Here is a 13,346-nt window from a genome sequence, read left to right as displayed (position 1 = left end):
GCCGCGCTGGGCCCGTCGATCAGCAGTCTTCGTCTGAAAATAGGTCAGACGGCGGCGTTTCGCCATGAAGGGTTTGAAAGAGTCCGTCTTCCTGCGTCGTTTCGCCCGTAAAAACCGCCGAGGCGAGCGCCAGACGGCGCAGGCCCAGCGCCCGCACATTGGCCCCGCGCCAGGCCAGCCGCGCCTGCCCCGACCCGTCGATCAACACCGGCGCGGCGGCGCGGGCGGCGGGCGGCAGACCGGACAAGGCCGCCCTTTCCCGATCGGACAACTGCGCCAGCCGCCCGGCCGCCGCCTCGACGTGCAGGCCGGGCCTGTCCGTGACGATCTCGAACCGCCCGTCCCAGACGACGGCGACGCCCGGCGTCAGGTCCAGGGGCGCGACCGGATGGCGCCGCCATTCGCCCGGCTCCCGCATCGCCCGGACAAGGGCGCCGGACGCCTCAATGCGGGCGCCGCACAGGACGGCGGTGAAATCCTCGCCCGCCGCCAGCCGCCCATGAAGTGCCGCCAGCCGGCCTCCGCGCGGAGGGGTCACGCTGCCGCCCGCACACAGCAGGACGGCGGCCAGCGTCGATCCTGGCAGGTCGCGGGGCAGCGCCAGCACCCCGGCCCAGGCAAGGTCCTGCCCGCACGGCAAAAAACCGGGGGTGACCTGCGGATCAGCCCTCCGCCTTTCCATTGGCGGGCGGGGCGGGGTTTTGTCGAGCGCCGCCCGCGCCCGCCCCCGGCCGAAGCGCAGGTCGGCGTTGGCGGGGTCCTCCAGCCATGAGGCCCCGCGCGCGCGCAGATGATCCCGCAGCGCGTCACGCCGCTCCTCCAGCACCGGACGCAACAGCATCAGTCCGCGCCCCTCAGGCCAGGCGGGCGACGCCGACCAGTCGCGCAGGCGCCCCAGCGTCGCGCCCTCGGCTCGCATCCACTCGCCCTCGGCCACGTCATCGGCGGTGTGGCCGGTCAGGATGACGCGCGCCCCCGCATCCCGCGCGGCCTCGGCCAGCAGGGCGTGGCGGGCCGCCCGCGCGCGCGCCGGAAGCCCGGCGCCGCCTCGCGCCTGCGCCCAGAGCAAGCCGCGCCAGTCGGCGCCCGCCACGCGCGCAGCCTCGGCCGCGAACCGGGTCCAGGCCGCGCTGTCGGGATTGAGATTGTGGTCGACCGTCAGGGCGAGCAGCCGCCGTCTCCTCGCCTTCGCCCAAGCGACGGCAAGGTCCAGCAAGGCCATCGAGTCGCCCCCGCCCGACAGGGCCAGGGCGACCGGCTCGGGGCCAAGATGGTTCAGGCGCGCGTCCAGCCGGGCGAAGACCCGACTGGTCAGATCGTCCATCAGCTACAGCTGGCGCGCGTCCGCAGCTGGGTCGCGCGGGTCTTCTGCGCCGCCGTGGCCGCCTCGGCGTAGCGGCGACCGAACTCGGTCAGGGCGCCGCAGGCCTGGGTCGCGCGGTCGGTGGCGCGCAGGGCCTCGGCCAGCTTCAGCGTCGTCTCAGGCGCCCACGGCGTGCGCGGCCAGCCGTTCAGGGCAGCGGCGTAGGCCTGAACCGCCGAAGCGTTGTCACGCGCGGCGACGTGCAGGTCGCCCAGACGGCTGTTGGCTTCGCGCGACTGGGGCGTGTTCGGCCAGGTGACGATGACGGTCTCCAGCGCGCGGCCGCCGCGCACGGCGTCCTCCCCCGCCAGACGCATGGCCGCCTGCAGGTCCTGCGCCGCGTCGCCGGTCGGCGAGTTCGCCACCACCGGACCGTTGAGTTCGGCGGCTTCCTCAGCAGCCTTCTCGGCGCGCTCGACCCGGCCTTCCAGATCGCGCAGGCGGCGGCTCAACTGCGTATTTTCGCGCGTCGCCTCGTCCAGCTGGAAGGTCAGGCGTTCGCTGTCGGCGTTCATGCGCTGGAAGGTCTGCTCCACGTCGCCCAGACGGCGCTCCAGGATCGAGACCTGCCCCTGCAGGGCCACGACCTCGGGGTCCACCTCGACCAGAACCGGCTGGCCGGCGGCGTTGCGCTGGGTCAGGGCGCGCTCAAGACGGCGGACGTTGCGGTCCAGCTGGTCCAGGCGGCGCTTGTCCCACTGGATCGGCTCCATCGGCTGGACCTGGGCGACGACGGCGCCCCCGATCAACGTCAGGCCGATCGCCGTCAGGACAGCGGGTTTCGTGAGGCGGAATGGCGTCTTCAGCATGGCTCTGTCGTCCCACCGATTTGCGGCGACGGCAAGGCCCCGATCAATGTCCGAGGCCCAGATAGATGATGGAGACGATGAACAACGTCGCCGAGATCTCGCAAAAGATCAGCAGCACCGCCGTCCGCCACAGGGTCGAGAAGACCGACAGACTGTAGGCGCCCTTCAACTGGGCGAACATGTGAACGGGGACGATCAGCGCCGCGATCGTGCCGACAGCTGCGCCCGCTCCCTTCAGCGTCGTCGCGACCACGACCACCGCCATCAGCAGCAGCGACATGAAGGTCAGGGAATAGAGAACGAACACCCCGTGATCATACAGGGTGAAACCCCGTTTCCACAGGAACATCAGGGCCACGAACGGGATCGACAGCGGCACCAGGAGGAAGGCGAATTTATAAATGGTCTGCTGTAGCTTGTAGAGCGCCAGATCCGGGTTCTTCAGCTTCTTGGCCACCGTCTTGGTCAAGCCGTTGGTCTGACCATCCGTGCCGACGCTGGCGGCCAGATCGGCGACCTGAGCCTGCCAACTGCCCGAGTCCAGGCCGTCCTTGCGGCCCTCGACCGCGTCCTTCTGCAGGCGTTCAAGCTTGGCCTTCTCAGCGATGACGCCGGCTTCGGCTCCGGCCAGAACGCCGGCGGCGGCGCCCGCCCGCGCGCCGCTGTTGAACGCCGGGGGTGATCCGTCCGCCGGCTGCATCGCCGCGGCAGCCGCATCGACTTCCTTACGGGCGGCCGCTGCGACCTGTTCCGCCTCGGCTATCGCCTCCTTCTGGGCCTCGATCTGCTGCGGCAGGGACGGCAGGGCCACTTCCTGATGCGGCATGAAGCTGAGGGCGAAGAACATCACGAAGAGGGTGAACAAGAACATCGCCAGCGGGGAGACATAACGCGTCCGCCTGCCCTGAACCCACTCGCGCGTCAGCCGTCCCGGATTGACGATCAACAGCGGCAGGGTGCGCCAGAGGCGACCGTCGAAGTGCATGACCCCGTGCAGAAGTTCTTCGCCCAGATGCAGCAGGGTGCGGTGGACATGGGCCGCCTGTCCGCAGTTGGAGCAAAACCTCCCCGTGACCTCGGCCCCGCAGTCGGCGCAGACGCCGTGAGGCTGGCCCGCCTGACCGGTCGGCTTCTCGATCGCTCCAGCGATGACGCCTGCCGTCATGGCCCCGCCTGCCGCCTCCAGATCCATGCACTTTCTCCCCGATTCGGTGCGGACTTTGATCCCTGGAAAGCGCAAAGAAAAGAGGCGCCGGCTTTCGCCGACGCCTCGATCCGTCAGTTTTTCGCCTGCTGTTTAGCGCGGGGCGCCCGACACGATGGCCGTGCGGCCATTGCGATTCTGGGCCCAGGCCGACTCGTTCGAGCCCTCAGCGATCGGACGCTCCTTGCCGAAGCTGATGGTGTCGATGCGGGCGGCGGCGACGCCGCGGCTGATCAAGTACGAGCGCACGGCCTCGGCGCGGCGGGCGCCCAGGGCCAGGTTGTACTCGCGCGTGCCGCGCTCGTCGGCGTTGCCTTCGATGCGCACGGTGACCTGCGGGTAGCGGGCCAGCCAGGCGGCCTGGGCGTCCAGACGCGGCTGGGCCTCAGCCCGCACCGAATAGGAGTCCAGGTCGAAGTAGACGCGGTCGCCGACGTTGACGACGAAGTCCTGTTCCGAGCCCGGGGCGGCGGCGCCGACGTTGCCGCCCGTGACCGGGGTGCTCGGCGCGGTCGGATACTGAGGCCCGGTGGCGGGCGGCGGGGTTTCGGTCGGGACGGCGGGCTCGACCTTGGGCTTGGTGCAAGCGGCCAGCGAGGTCACGGCGACGCCGACGGCGGCGAGCCGGATCAGGGTGGAGGCGTTCATGTAATTCTCCTTCTCATTCGGTTCGAGGCCGATGCCTCTAGCTTAGCTGTATTTGACGGCTGCTACAGCGCTATGCAGCGTTACGCTAGCGGGATAACGCACAGTTTACGGCAATGGCTCCGCTGAAGATGCAGCGACAGCGAATCCGCGTTACGCCGAGCAGGAATCCGGACCCTGGCCGATGCCCAGATTGACCGGCGGGGCGTCCAGCAATCCCGACCACGCCGGGTCCGAACCGCGCCCGTCGTAGCCCGCCTGGGACACGACGCGGCCCGACAGGTCTACGGTCCACAGACGGGTGTCCCCGCCCGGGCTCTGACGCGCGAAGGCGATATAGCGGCCGTTCGGCGCCCAGGAGGGGCCTTCCTCGAAATAGGAGGACGACAGGATGCGCTCGCCGGTGCCGTCGGACTTCATCACCCCGATGTGGAAGCGGCCGCCCTGTTGCTTGGTGAAGGCGATCAGGTCGCCGCGCGGGCTCCAGGCCGGGGCGGTGTAGATGCCGCCGCCGCGGCTGATCGGGCGCTGGCCCGAGCCGTCGGCCCGCATGGTGTAGAGGCGCGCCGAGCCCGAACGGTCCGAGGTGAAGACGATCTGATTGCCGTCAGGGCTGAACGAGGGCGAGGTGTCGATGCCCGGATCGGTCGTCAGGCGCGACAGTTGGCGGCTGCGCAGGTTCATCACATAGACGTCGGTGTTGCCGTGCCGGATGATGGAGAAGGCCATCTTGGTTCCGTCGTTCGAGAAACGCGGCGCCAGCACCTGACCGTCGAACTCGCCCAGGCTTTCACGGCGGCCGGTCGACAGATTGTAGAGGTAGATGCGGCTGTAGTCCTTGCCCAGCGCCACATAGGTCACTTCGTCAGGATTGGAGGCCGAAAAGCGCGGCGACATGATCACCTCGTCGCCCTGGGTCAGGAAGACGGGGTTGTAACCGTCCTGATCGACGATGGTCAGGCGCGAGAGCTTGTTCAGCTGGGTGCCGCTTTCGGACACGAACAGAACGCGCGAATCGAAGAAGCCCGCCTCGCCGGTCAGACGCTGATAGACCACGTCCGAAATCTTGTGCGCGATGCGGCGCCACTGCTCCGATGTGGCGGTGAACTGGTAGGAGACCAGCTGGCACTGGCGATAGGGGTCGTACAGACGAAAGCCTACGTCGATCCGCCCGTCCGCGCGCGGCGTCACGCCGCCGTACAGCACCGCCTGGGCGCCGATTGAGGTCCACTGCGGAAAGTTCGGCGCATTGGCCAGGGTCAGGCCCGTCTCGACGAAGCTGGCCGGGTTCAGCGGATCGAAGAAGCCCGACCGCTTCAGGTTGCCGCTGATGACGCTCGAAATCTGCGACCCGTTCTGGCCGGTGAAGGGCACGACGGCGATCTGAAGCGGGCGCAGGACGCCCTCATCGACGACCACGTCCTGCATCGGTGCCGACGAGGGCGCCGTCGACTGGGCCTGCACCGATCCGCCCAGCGCCAGAGGGGCGGTCAAAGCCAGCGCGGCGGCCGAGGCGAGAAAGCGGTTCAGGCGCATGGGTCATTCCTTCGCAGATCGTGACAGGGTCGGGCCCGGTCGCCCTTCATAGCATCGGCGCGACCGACAATCGCCAGCTTCACAAGGATTTGGGCGACTTTGGGGTGATAGACGGCTCGCGCCCCTAACGGTTCCCGCATTGACGTTTGGTTTCAAAGCGGAAGGGCACTTCCTGAGCCTGGAAGCCGTCCGGCACGGTGAAGGGCGAGGTCGCCCGCAGCGCGCGCTGCATGGCGTCGGACGCGGCTCTCCACGTCGGATCGTTCTGCACGTCCTGAAGGCGCGGCGTGCCGATGATCTGGCCGTCGGCGCTCAGGCGCACGGTCACGCGGATGACCAGATCATCCATGCCCGGCATGTCGCAGTTGATGTTCCAGTTCGGCGTCACCTGGGCCCCCAGGGCGGCCAACTGCGGGCCGGTGGCGCGTGGGGCGGAGCCAGCTCCCTGCTGGCCCGCCGCCGGGCGGCCGGGATTCTGGGTCGGGCGCGGCGGTCCCGCCAGGGCGTCCAGGTCCAGACCCGGCGCCGGACGGGCAGGACGCGCAGGCGTCGCGGGCGCCTTCTTTTCAGGCGGAGCGGGCGTGGGTCGAGGCGGCGGGGTCGGCGCCTTCTTTTCCGGCGGGGTCGGCGTCGGGCGCGGCGTCGGCGCGGGCGCAGGCGTAGGGGCCTTCTTCTGCGGCGGCGTCGGGGTCGGGCGCGGCGCCGGCGACGTCGGGCGCGGCTGAGGTTGTGGCGCGGGCGGGGTCGGCTCAGGTTCTGGCGGCGTCGGTTCCGGCAAGGTCTCGACCGGGGCCGTCTCGCCGTCGTCAGGAGAAGGTTCTTCCTGCGGATTGTCAGCCGGGGCGGCGGCGATCTCGATATCCGAGATAATCGACACCGGCACCGAGTTCACCAGCGGCTTCAACTCGTCCTTCGACGACCAAGACACGAGGGCGAGCGCCACCACCCCCGCGTGCAGGGCGATGGAGCCGAGGATGGCGGGACTGGGGCGGCGCAAGGTCCGTCAGCCCTCCGTCGGCTCGTCGGCGGCGGTGTCGGTGATCAGGTTCAGCTTGGAGAAGCCCGAGGCCGACAGGCGGGCCATCACCCGCGCCACGGCCTGATACGGCGCGCGGCCGTCGGCGCGGATGAAGATCGGCTTCTCGCGCGCCTTGTCGCCGCCCTCTTCAGCCACTCGCAGGGCCAGTTGCTCCCAGCGGACCTCGCTCTCGCCGATGAAGATGGCGCCGTTCTGGTCGATGCTGACCGTGACGGGCTTGTCGGTCGTCTCGACCGCGCTGGCCTCGGTCTTGGGCAGTTCCAGCGGCACCCCGACCGTCAGCAGCGGCGCCGAGATCATGAAGATGATCAGCAGCACCAGCATGACGTCCACCAGAGGCGTGACGTTGATCTCGCTCAGCGGACGCTTGCGCGCGCGGCGACGGCCGCGCCCGCCGCTGGAGCCTCCTGCAGCACCCATGCCCATGGATCAGGCGCCCCGGCGCAGGTTCAGGTCGGCCGACGGCGGCGGGGGCGGAGGCGGCGGGGTCGACGGCGCGCCCAGACGGCGGGCGATGGCCGATTGCAGATCGTCCGCAAAGGCCTCCAGACGCCCGGTGAACTTGCCCGCCGACACCGAGAAGGCGTTGAAGGCGATATAGGCCGGAATGGCCGCCGCCAGACCGATGGCCGTGGCGAACAGGGCTTCGGCGATGGCCGGGGCCACGGTCGTCAGATTGGTGTTGCCCGCCGCTGCAATACTGTCGAAGGCGTTCATGATGCCCCACACCGTGCCGAACAGGCCGATGAAAGGCGAAGCGGTGGCGACCACCGACAGCACGCCCAGACCGTTCTCGATCTTCTGGCTCTCGCGGGCGATGACGGAATCCAGGGCGCGGTCGATGCGGGCGATCAGCATGGAGCCTTGCGTATCTGTCATGGCGCCGCGCGCGCGCGCCTCGCGCCAGTCCTGCAGCGTCAGCACCAACATGCGCGGCAGGGGATCGGCTGGTTGCGGCCCGGCCTGGGCGGCGACCTCTTCCAGCGAGCGCCCGCCCTCGACCTGCTGCTCGAACGCGGTCGCCCGAGCGTTCATGCGCGAGAAACGCACCGCCTTGTCGATGATGATGGTCCACGACCAGACCGAGGCCACGGCCAGGCCGATCATCACCGTCTTCACCACCCAGTCGGCAGTCATGAACAGCTCGATGGGGTTCAGCAGGGAGGCGTCGACGGGCGGTGTCATGCGTGGTCCTTGGCGAAGGGTCCGATCAGTCCGCCAGTTGCACCGGGCGGACGTGGCGGTTTCATGGCGGCGGTCTAACCGGCGTCGCGGCCTGCGTCATCAGGCGAAAGGGTGACAACATCGTTATTGAGGAAACAAGCGCCTCCTCTCCCTCCCCTTCATGGGGAGGGTGGTCGCGCAGCGACCGGGTGGGGAGGGCCGGGTGATGCAAGGCGCGGCGCGTGAACAGCCAAGCCGCCCCCACCCGGCTTCGGCTTCGCCTCAGCCACCCTCCCCATGAAGGGGAGGGAGAAGTTGCGCCTATTCCTCCCCCGACAGCCAGGGCGTCACCAGTTCCACCAGCCGTCTGGTCGGCCGCCGGGGGCGCCCGTCCAGGTGGATACAGACGGCGACGACATCCGCCCGGCACAAGGCCTCCCCGTCCCGCTCGACCGTCTGGCGGATGATCAGGCGCGGTCCCTTGATCGCCTCATAGCGGGTGCGCACCACCAGGGCGTCGTCGATGCGCGCCGGCTTCAGATATTTGATCGCCAGGTCCGAGACGACGAAGGCCAGCGGTTCCTCCTGCTCCAGCAGGTCCGCATGTCCCACCCCGGCCAGACGCAGGAAGTCCGACCGCCCCCGTTCGAAATAGCGAACATAGTTGGCGTGATAGACCAGGCCGGTGAAGTCCGTGTCTTCGTAATAGACGCGCACGGGCAACAGGTGATCGCGGCCGTCAAAACGGCCCGCGCTGGGTTGATCGGTCATGGTCGGTCAGCTCTTGCCGGCGGCGGGAACAGGGGCGTCGAAGCCGGGACAATAGCGCGATTTCAACGTCGCGAACTCGCCGGTCAGCGGATCGTGGCTCATCAGGATGCGGTTGGGCCGCGAGACGAAGGCCACCGCCTCCTTGCGGCCCTTCAGACCGGCGTAGCCGCAGGCCGCCCGGCCGCGCCCGGCCTCGACATAGCGCACCTCGGCCTCGGTCCCCATCTGCTCTCGCACCTGAGACAAGGCCCGCTCCGCAGGCGTGGCCTGACGCGGCCCGAAGCGCGCGCCCTGATTGACGGCATAGAGGCTGAACCCGCCCAGCACCACGACAGCCGCGCCAAGCGCGATGATCATCCGGTTCATCCTGCGGGGCTGGGCCAAAACCGCCTCCTTCTGGGAAACCGAAGGATGACCGGCTTCGCCGCCGAGGTGAAGCCCTGTTGCGAAAGAGTCGCGGCCTATTTGCCGAACAGGTCCGGGGCGGCGGCGGGCGGCGCGGCGGGCGTCTCTAACCCAAGGTGCTCATAGGCCCTGGCGCAGGCCATCCGGCCGCGCGGCGTGCGCTGGATGAAGCCCTGTTGCAGCAGATAGGGCTCGATCACGTCCTCGACCGCGTCGCGCGCCTCGGCGATGGCGGCGGCCAGGGTGTCCATGCCGACCGGCCCGCCGCCGTAATTCTCGATCAGGGCCTTGAGGAAGCGGCGGTCCAGACTGTCCAGCCCGGCCTCGTCGACCTCCAGCCGCGCCAACGCCCGCGCTGCGGCCAGTTGGTCGATAGGGGTCCCTTCCGCATCGGCGAAGTCCCGAACCCGGCGCAACAGGCGCCCGGCGATGCGCGGGGTGCCGCGCGCGCGACGCGCGATCTCCATCGCCCCATCCTCGGTGATGGCCGCGCCCATCTTGCGCGCCGCCCCCCGGATCACCGCCGTCAGCTCTTCGGGCGTATAGAACTCCAGCCGCAGCGGAATGCCGAAGCGGTCTCTCAGCGGCGTGGCCAGCAGGCCCGCCCGCGTCGTCGCCCCGACCAGGGTGAAGGGCGCCAGGTCGATGCGCACGCTGCGCGCCGACGGCCCCTCGCCGATGATCAGGTCCAGCACATGGTCCTCCATCGCCGGATAGAGGATCTCCTCCACCTGCGGGGCCATGCGGTGGATCTCGTCGATGAACAGGACGTCGCGCGGTTCGAGGTTGGTCAGGATGGCCGCCAGATCGCCCGCCTTGGCCAGAATGGGGCCGGAGGTGGCGCGGAAGCCCACGCCCAGTTCGCGCGCCACGATCTGCGCCAGCGTCGTCTTGCCCAGCCCCGGAGGCCCGAACAGCAGGACGTGATCCAGCGCCTCCGAGCGGCCGCGCGCGGCGTCGATGAAGACCTTCAGATTTCCCTTGGCCGCCGACTGGCCGACGAACTCGGACAGGGTCTGGGGCCGCAGGGCGCGGTCGTGCTGCTCGCCGGGCGCTGACGCGGGCGAGATGATGCGGTCGTCGGTCATGCGGCGGCCCTCATCGTCCCAGCTCCTGCAGGGCCGTGCGGATGACCAGCGGCAGTTCGGCGTCTTCGCCCAGCTTGATCAGGGCGTGATCGACGGCGCGGCGGGCGTTGACCTCGGCGATGCCCAGACCCAGCAAGGCCGCGACCGCCTCGCCGGTGACGCTGGGCGGCGGTGGAGCGATGACGGCGGCCTCGGCGTGGACGCCCGGCGCAGTCGGGGCGAAGACGCCGTCGGTCAGGCTCTTGCCCTTCAGTTCGGTGACGATGCGCAGGGCCAGCTTCGGCCCCACGCCGTTGGCGCGGCCGACGGCGACCTTGTCCTCGCGTGCGACGGCGGCAGCCAGTTCGGCGGGCGGCAGGATATCCAGCACCCCCAGCGCCGCCTTCGGCCCCACGCCCTGAATGGTCTGCAGCAGGGTGAAGACCTTGCGCTCGTCTCGGGTCAGGAAGCCATAGAGACGCGGCCCCTGATCCTGGCTCCACTGGCTGTGGATGAACAGGGTCGTCTCGTCGCCCGGCGCCGGCAGGCGGCCCAGCGTCCGCGCCCCGCAGGCAGCGACATAGCCCACGCCTCCGCAGTCGATCAGGCACTCCGCCTCGCCGACCTCAGCCAGAACACCCCGCAGACGACCGATCATGCCGCCCCTCTCACTGCTATCGTTTTGAACCGCCGATGATGGGCGTGGGTGACGGCCACGGCCAGCGCATCGGCGGCGTCGGCCTTCACATCGCCCGAGGCAGGCAGCAGGCGTTTGACCATGAAGGCGATCTGGCTCTTGTCGGCCTGCCCTGCGCCCACCACCGCCTTCTTGATCAGGCTCGGGGCGTATTCGGCGACGGAAAGACCCGCCCGCGCCGGGGCCAGCATGACCGCCGCTCGCGCATGGCCCAGCTTCAGCGTCGAGGCCGGATTGACGTTGACGAAGACCTCCTCGATCGCCGCCTCGTCGCAGTCATAAGCGGCGCAGACCTCGCCGACCTGCTCCAGCAGATGCAGCAGCCGTTCGGAGAAGGGGGCCTTTTCGCTGGGCGCGACGACGCCGTGCGCGATCCAGCGCAGGCGGCTGCCCTCGCTTTCGATGACGCCCCAGCCCGTGCGGCGCAGGCCGGGGTCCAGCCCCAGAATCCGAGTCGTTTCGTTCGCCATCCGTTCCTATTGCCCCAAAGAGGGTTAGCGAACAATGACCGGGCGTTTTGTCAGAAGTTCGCGCGTCCGCTCAGTCGTCTCGGGGCATGACCGAAAAGCCCGCAAGGCCTGCCTGTTCGGCCAGGACGCTGGACAGGGCGTCGACCTTCAGCGGCATGGGGCCGCGCGCCTTGACGTACTGTTCGTGGATCAGGCCGTCTGGGCTGACGACATGGCCGATGCGAGTGGGCTTCAGTCCATTATCGGCCAGCAGGGCGCGCAGAACCTTCTCGTCCGGCGCCGAACCGCGCGTCCAGCGCAGGGTGACGTCCATCACGCCGACGTGCGGCAGGCGCGCATCCAGAAAGCGCAGGATGGCCAGCACCAGCAGGGTCGCCCCCGCGGCGATCAGGCCCAGCTTCCACAGGCCGACGCCGAACATCACCCCGATAGCCGAGGTGGTCCATAGGGACGCCGCCGTGGTCAGGCCATGGACCGAAAACCGCTCGCGGAAGATCACCCCGGCGCACAGGAAGCCGATGCCGGTCAGTATGCCGTGCGCCATCCGCGTCGGGTCGATCACCAGACGCTGTTCAGGCAGGGCGACGAACCCCCAGCTGGCCTGATGCATGGCCGCCAGCATCAGCACGCACGAGGTCATGGAGACGAGGATATGGGTGCGGAACCCCGCCGGATGGCCGTGATAGGTCCGCTCGATCCCGATCAGGCCGCCCGCGATCATGGCGGCCGCCGCCGGCGCCAGCAGGCTCAGATCCTCGACGCCCCAATGCGTCACGCCCCAGTCAATCGCCATGTCACAACCGCTCCCAACGACCGTTCAGGTTGAACCGCGCCGGGGCGCCCGGCAAGTCGTCAGTCGTCGCGCGGATCCAGCACATAGCCGCAGACGGAAGACAGGCCTGACAGCCGCGCCGCCAGGGCCTTCAAGGCCTCCTCGCCCTCGATGCGGACGCGCCAGCTGCGGCGCACCACGGCGCCGTCGTCGATCAACTCAAATCGATCGGTCGCAGGAACGGGATCCACGGCGCGCAGGGCGGCTTCGACCTCCGCCTCCGGCGAGGGGGCGTCGCGGTGCCATCGTACCTCCACGTCCGCCAGGGTGCGATCCGGCAGGCGAGCGTTCACCACCCTGAGCGAGATCAGGATCAGGCCCGTAATCACCGTCCCCGCCGCGCCCAGACCGAACAGCCCCGCCCCGAACAGAAGGCCGATGGCCGAGGTGATCCACAGCGACGCCGCCGTCGTCAGACCGTGAATGGAGAAGCCCGTGCGGAAGATGACCCCCGCGCACAGAAAGCCGATCCCCGTCAGCACCCCGTGGGCCATGCGGGTCGGGTCGGTGACGATGTTCTCGTCCGGCAAGGCGCGGAAGGCCCAGTCGGCTTGTGTCATCGCCGCCAGCATCAGCAGGCAGGACGCCAGGCTGACCAGGATGTGGGTGCGGAACCCCGCCGGCCGGCCCCGCCATTCGCGCTCAAACCCGATCATCCCGCCGGCTATCAGGGCCCCCGCGATAGGCAGAAGGAAGGTCTCCACCCAGGCGGCGTCAGCCATGTTTTTCGACGTAGGTTTCCGGGTCCTTGTTGACCGGCTTCACCCCGTTGATGTGACGCGCCTGGAAGGCGGCGAAACGCACGCCCAATTCGTGCCGGGTCTGCAGGTCGGCGTTCAGGCGGAAATCAGTCAGCCCCTGCCGCTCCTCTTCACCCATGTGTTTGGAATTGACGACATTGGCCTCGCCCACCGCCTTGAACCACGCCTTGCTGCCGACCTTGTGCCTGGCCACGGCCTTGACCGCGTCGCGCAGCTTGTTGTGATCCTCGATGGCGTCCTCGGTCTCGCCCTGGACCGTGCCGTCCTCGGCGTCATTGGCGCCCTCGCCCAGCTTCAGCAGCTCGGGATAGAAATGCTGTTCCTCAGCCTCGGCGTGAGCGTCCAGAAAGGCCGACAGCCGCCCCCAGACCGCCTCCAGCGCCTCGACATCGTCGGCCCCGATCTCTTCGACCAGGGAGAAGAGCCGTCTTTGTTCGGCGTGGTCGTCGAGGATCAGTTGGGTGATGTCCATCGCGCAAGGCTCCTGGCGGCAAGGCTTGAGCCTCTAGAAGCCTTGGCGGCGCGGGCGAGTTCCGCCGGACTCCCGCAACGGCGATATTTCAGGCATAATGTCATTCGGGGA

Annotated in this window: 16 protein-coding genes; all 16 read right to left on the bottom strand. The window is 69.1% G+C overall.

Annotated features, from left to right (window positions below; genetic code table 11):
• Positions 1-19: 19 nt before the first annotated feature.
• Positions 20-1,324, bottom strand: coding sequence for a tRNA lysidine(34) synthetase TilS (gene tilS, locus D1604_RS06790; RefSeq protein WP_119412730.1), 1,305 nt, complete (start codon positions 1,322-1,324; stop codon positions 20-22).
• Positions 1,324-2,172, bottom strand: coding sequence for a tol-pal system protein (locus D1604_RS06785; RefSeq protein ID WP_119412729.1), 849 nt, complete (start codon positions 2,170-2,172; stop codon positions 1,324-1,326). Before D1604_RS06785 ends, tilS begins: the two co-directional genes overlap by 1 nt.
• A gap of 43 nt (positions 2,173-2,215) precedes the next feature.
• Positions 2,216-3,364, bottom strand: coding sequence for a DUF3667 domain-containing protein (locus tag D1604_RS06780; protein ID WP_119412728.1), 1,149 nt, complete (start codon positions 3,362-3,364; stop codon positions 2,216-2,218).
• A gap of 105 nt (positions 3,365-3,469) precedes the next feature.
• Positions 3,470-4,024 (bottom strand): peptidoglycan-associated lipoprotein Pal, encoded by a 555-nt coding sequence (gene pal, locus D1604_RS06775; RefSeq protein WP_024353641.1) that lies wholly within the window; start codon positions 4,022-4,024, stop codon positions 3,470-3,472.
• Between the two features lie 150 nt (positions 4,025-4,174).
• Positions 4,175-5,557 (bottom strand): Tol-Pal system beta propeller repeat protein TolB, encoded by a 1,383-nt coding sequence (tolB, locus tag D1604_RS06770; protein WP_119412727.1) that lies wholly within the window; start codon positions 5,555-5,557, stop codon positions 4,175-4,177.
• Between the two features lie 124 nt (positions 5,558-5,681).
• Positions 5,682-6,554 (bottom strand): TonB C-terminal domain-containing protein, encoded by an 873-nt coding sequence (locus D1604_RS06765; protein WP_147399887.1) that lies wholly within the window; start codon positions 6,552-6,554, stop codon positions 5,682-5,684.
• A 6-nt stretch (positions 6,555-6,560) separates the two neighbouring features.
• Positions 6,561-7,022, bottom strand: coding sequence for an ExbD/TolR family protein (locus tag D1604_RS06760; protein ID WP_119412725.1), 462 nt, complete (start codon positions 7,020-7,022; stop codon positions 6,561-6,563).
• A gap of 3 nt (positions 7,023-7,025) precedes the next feature.
• Complete coding sequence (gene tolQ / locus D1604_RS06755) at positions 7,026-7,781, bottom strand: protein TolQ (protein ID WP_024353645.1); 756 nt, start codon at positions 7,779-7,781, stop codon at positions 7,026-7,028.
• Between the two features lie 300 nt (positions 7,782-8,081).
• Positions 8,082-8,531 (bottom strand): tol-pal system-associated acyl-CoA thioesterase, encoded by a 450-nt coding sequence (ybgC, locus tag D1604_RS06750; protein ID WP_119412724.1) that lies wholly within the window; start codon positions 8,529-8,531, stop codon positions 8,082-8,084.
• A 6-nt stretch (positions 8,532-8,537) separates the two neighbouring features.
• A complete protein-coding gene (locus tag D1604_RS06745; protein ID WP_233551926.1) occupies positions 8,538-8,888 on the bottom strand; it encodes a hypothetical protein in 351 nt (116 codons plus the stop codon).
• Between the two features lie 104 nt (positions 8,889-8,992).
• Positions 8,993-10,024 carry a Holliday junction branch migration DNA helicase RuvB gene (ruvB, locus tag D1604_RS06740; RefSeq protein ID WP_024353648.1) on the bottom strand — a complete coding sequence of 344 codons (1,032 nt, stop codon included), beginning with the start codon at positions 10,022-10,024 and terminating at the stop codon, positions 8,993-8,995.
• A gap of 10 nt (positions 10,025-10,034) precedes the next feature.
• Positions 10,035-10,661: a Holliday junction branch migration protein RuvA gene (gene ruvA, locus D1604_RS06735; protein ID WP_119412722.1), complete on the bottom strand. Its 627-nt coding sequence runs from the start codon at positions 10,659-10,661 to the stop codon at positions 10,035-10,037.
• Complete coding sequence (ruvC, locus tag D1604_RS06730) at positions 10,658-11,170, bottom strand: crossover junction endodeoxyribonuclease RuvC (protein WP_119412721.1); 513 nt, start codon at positions 11,168-11,170, stop codon at positions 10,658-10,660. Before ruvC ends, ruvA begins: the two co-directional genes overlap by 4 nt.
• Before the next feature lie 70 nt (positions 11,171-11,240).
• Entirely contained in the window at positions 11,241-11,963 is a 723-nt protein-coding gene (locus D1604_RS06725) for an MgtC/SapB family protein (RefSeq protein WP_119412720.1), read from the bottom strand.
• A gap of 59 nt (positions 11,964-12,022) precedes the next feature.
• Positions 12,023-12,724, bottom strand: coding sequence for an MgtC/SapB family protein (locus tag D1604_RS06720; RefSeq protein WP_119412719.1), 702 nt, complete (start codon positions 12,722-12,724; stop codon positions 12,023-12,025).
• Entirely contained in the window at positions 12,717-13,235 is a 519-nt protein-coding gene (locus D1604_RS06715) for a hemerythrin domain-containing protein (protein WP_119412718.1), read from the bottom strand. Before D1604_RS06715 ends, D1604_RS06720 begins: the two co-directional genes overlap by 8 nt.
• Positions 13,236-13,346: the final 111 nt, after the last annotated feature.

Origin of the sequence: Brevundimonas sp. LPMIX5 (assembly GCF_003576505.1) — a bacterium.
GTDB classification, from domain to species: Bacteria; Pseudomonadota; Alphaproteobacteria; order Caulobacterales; family Caulobacteraceae; genus Brevundimonas; species Brevundimonas naejangsanensis.
This window is presented reverse-complemented; position numbering and strand designations above follow the sequence as displayed.

Excerpts from the sequence above, each read along its gene's own strand:
- tilS (WP_119412730.1), bottom strand. The coding sequence starts at position 1,324 with ATGGACGATCTGACCAGTCGGGTCTTCGCCCGGCTGGACGCGCGCCTG.
- D1604_RS06785 (WP_119412729.1), bottom strand. The coding sequence starts at position 2,172 with ATGCTGAAGACGCCATTCCGCCTCACGAAACCCGCTGTCCTGACGGCG.
- D1604_RS06780 (WP_119412728.1), bottom strand. The coding sequence starts at position 3,364 with ATGGATCTGGAGGCGGCAGGCGGGGCCATGACGGCAGGCGTCATCGCT.
- pal (WP_024353641.1), bottom strand. The coding sequence starts at position 4,024 with ATGAACGCCTCCACCCTGATCCGGCTCGCCGCCGTCGGCGTCGCCGTG.
- tolB (WP_119412727.1), bottom strand. The coding sequence starts at position 5,557 with ATGCGCCTGAACCGCTTTCTCGCCTCGGCCGCCGCGCTGGCTTTGACC.
- D1604_RS06760 (WP_119412725.1), bottom strand. The coding sequence starts at position 7,022 with ATGGGCATGGGTGCTGCAGGAGGCTCCAGCGGCGGGCGCGGCCGTCGC.
- tolQ (WP_024353645.1), bottom strand. The coding sequence starts at position 7,781 with ATGACACCGCCCGTCGACGCCTCCCTGCTGAACCCCATCGAGCTGTTC.
- ybgC (WP_119412724.1), bottom strand. The coding sequence starts at position 8,531 with ATGACCGATCAACCCAGCGCGGGCCGTTTTGACGGCCGCGATCACCTG.
- D1604_RS06745 (WP_233551926.1), bottom strand. The coding sequence starts at position 8,888 with ATGATCATCGCGCTTGGCGCGGCTGTCGTGGTGCTGGGCGGGTTCAGC.
- ruvB (WP_024353648.1), bottom strand. The coding sequence starts at position 10,024 with ATGACCGACGACCGCATCATCTCGCCCGCGTCAGCGCCCGGCGAGCAG.
- ruvA (WP_119412722.1), bottom strand. The coding sequence starts at position 10,661 with ATGATCGGTCGTCTGCGGGGTGTTCTGGCTGAGGTCGGCGAGGCGGAG.
- ruvC (WP_119412721.1), bottom strand. The coding sequence starts at position 11,170 with ATGGCGAACGAAACGACTCGGATTCTGGGGCTGGACCCCGGCCTGCGC.
- D1604_RS06725 (WP_119412720.1), bottom strand. The coding sequence starts at position 11,963 with ATGGCGATTGACTGGGGCGTGACGCATTGGGGCGTCGAGGATCTGAGC.
- D1604_RS06720 (WP_119412719.1), bottom strand. The coding sequence starts at position 12,724 with ATGGCTGACGCCGCCTGGGTGGAGACCTTCCTTCTGCCTATCGCGGGG.
- D1604_RS06715 (WP_119412718.1), bottom strand. The coding sequence starts at position 13,235 with ATGGACATCACCCAACTGATCCTCGACGACCACGCCGAACAAAGACGG.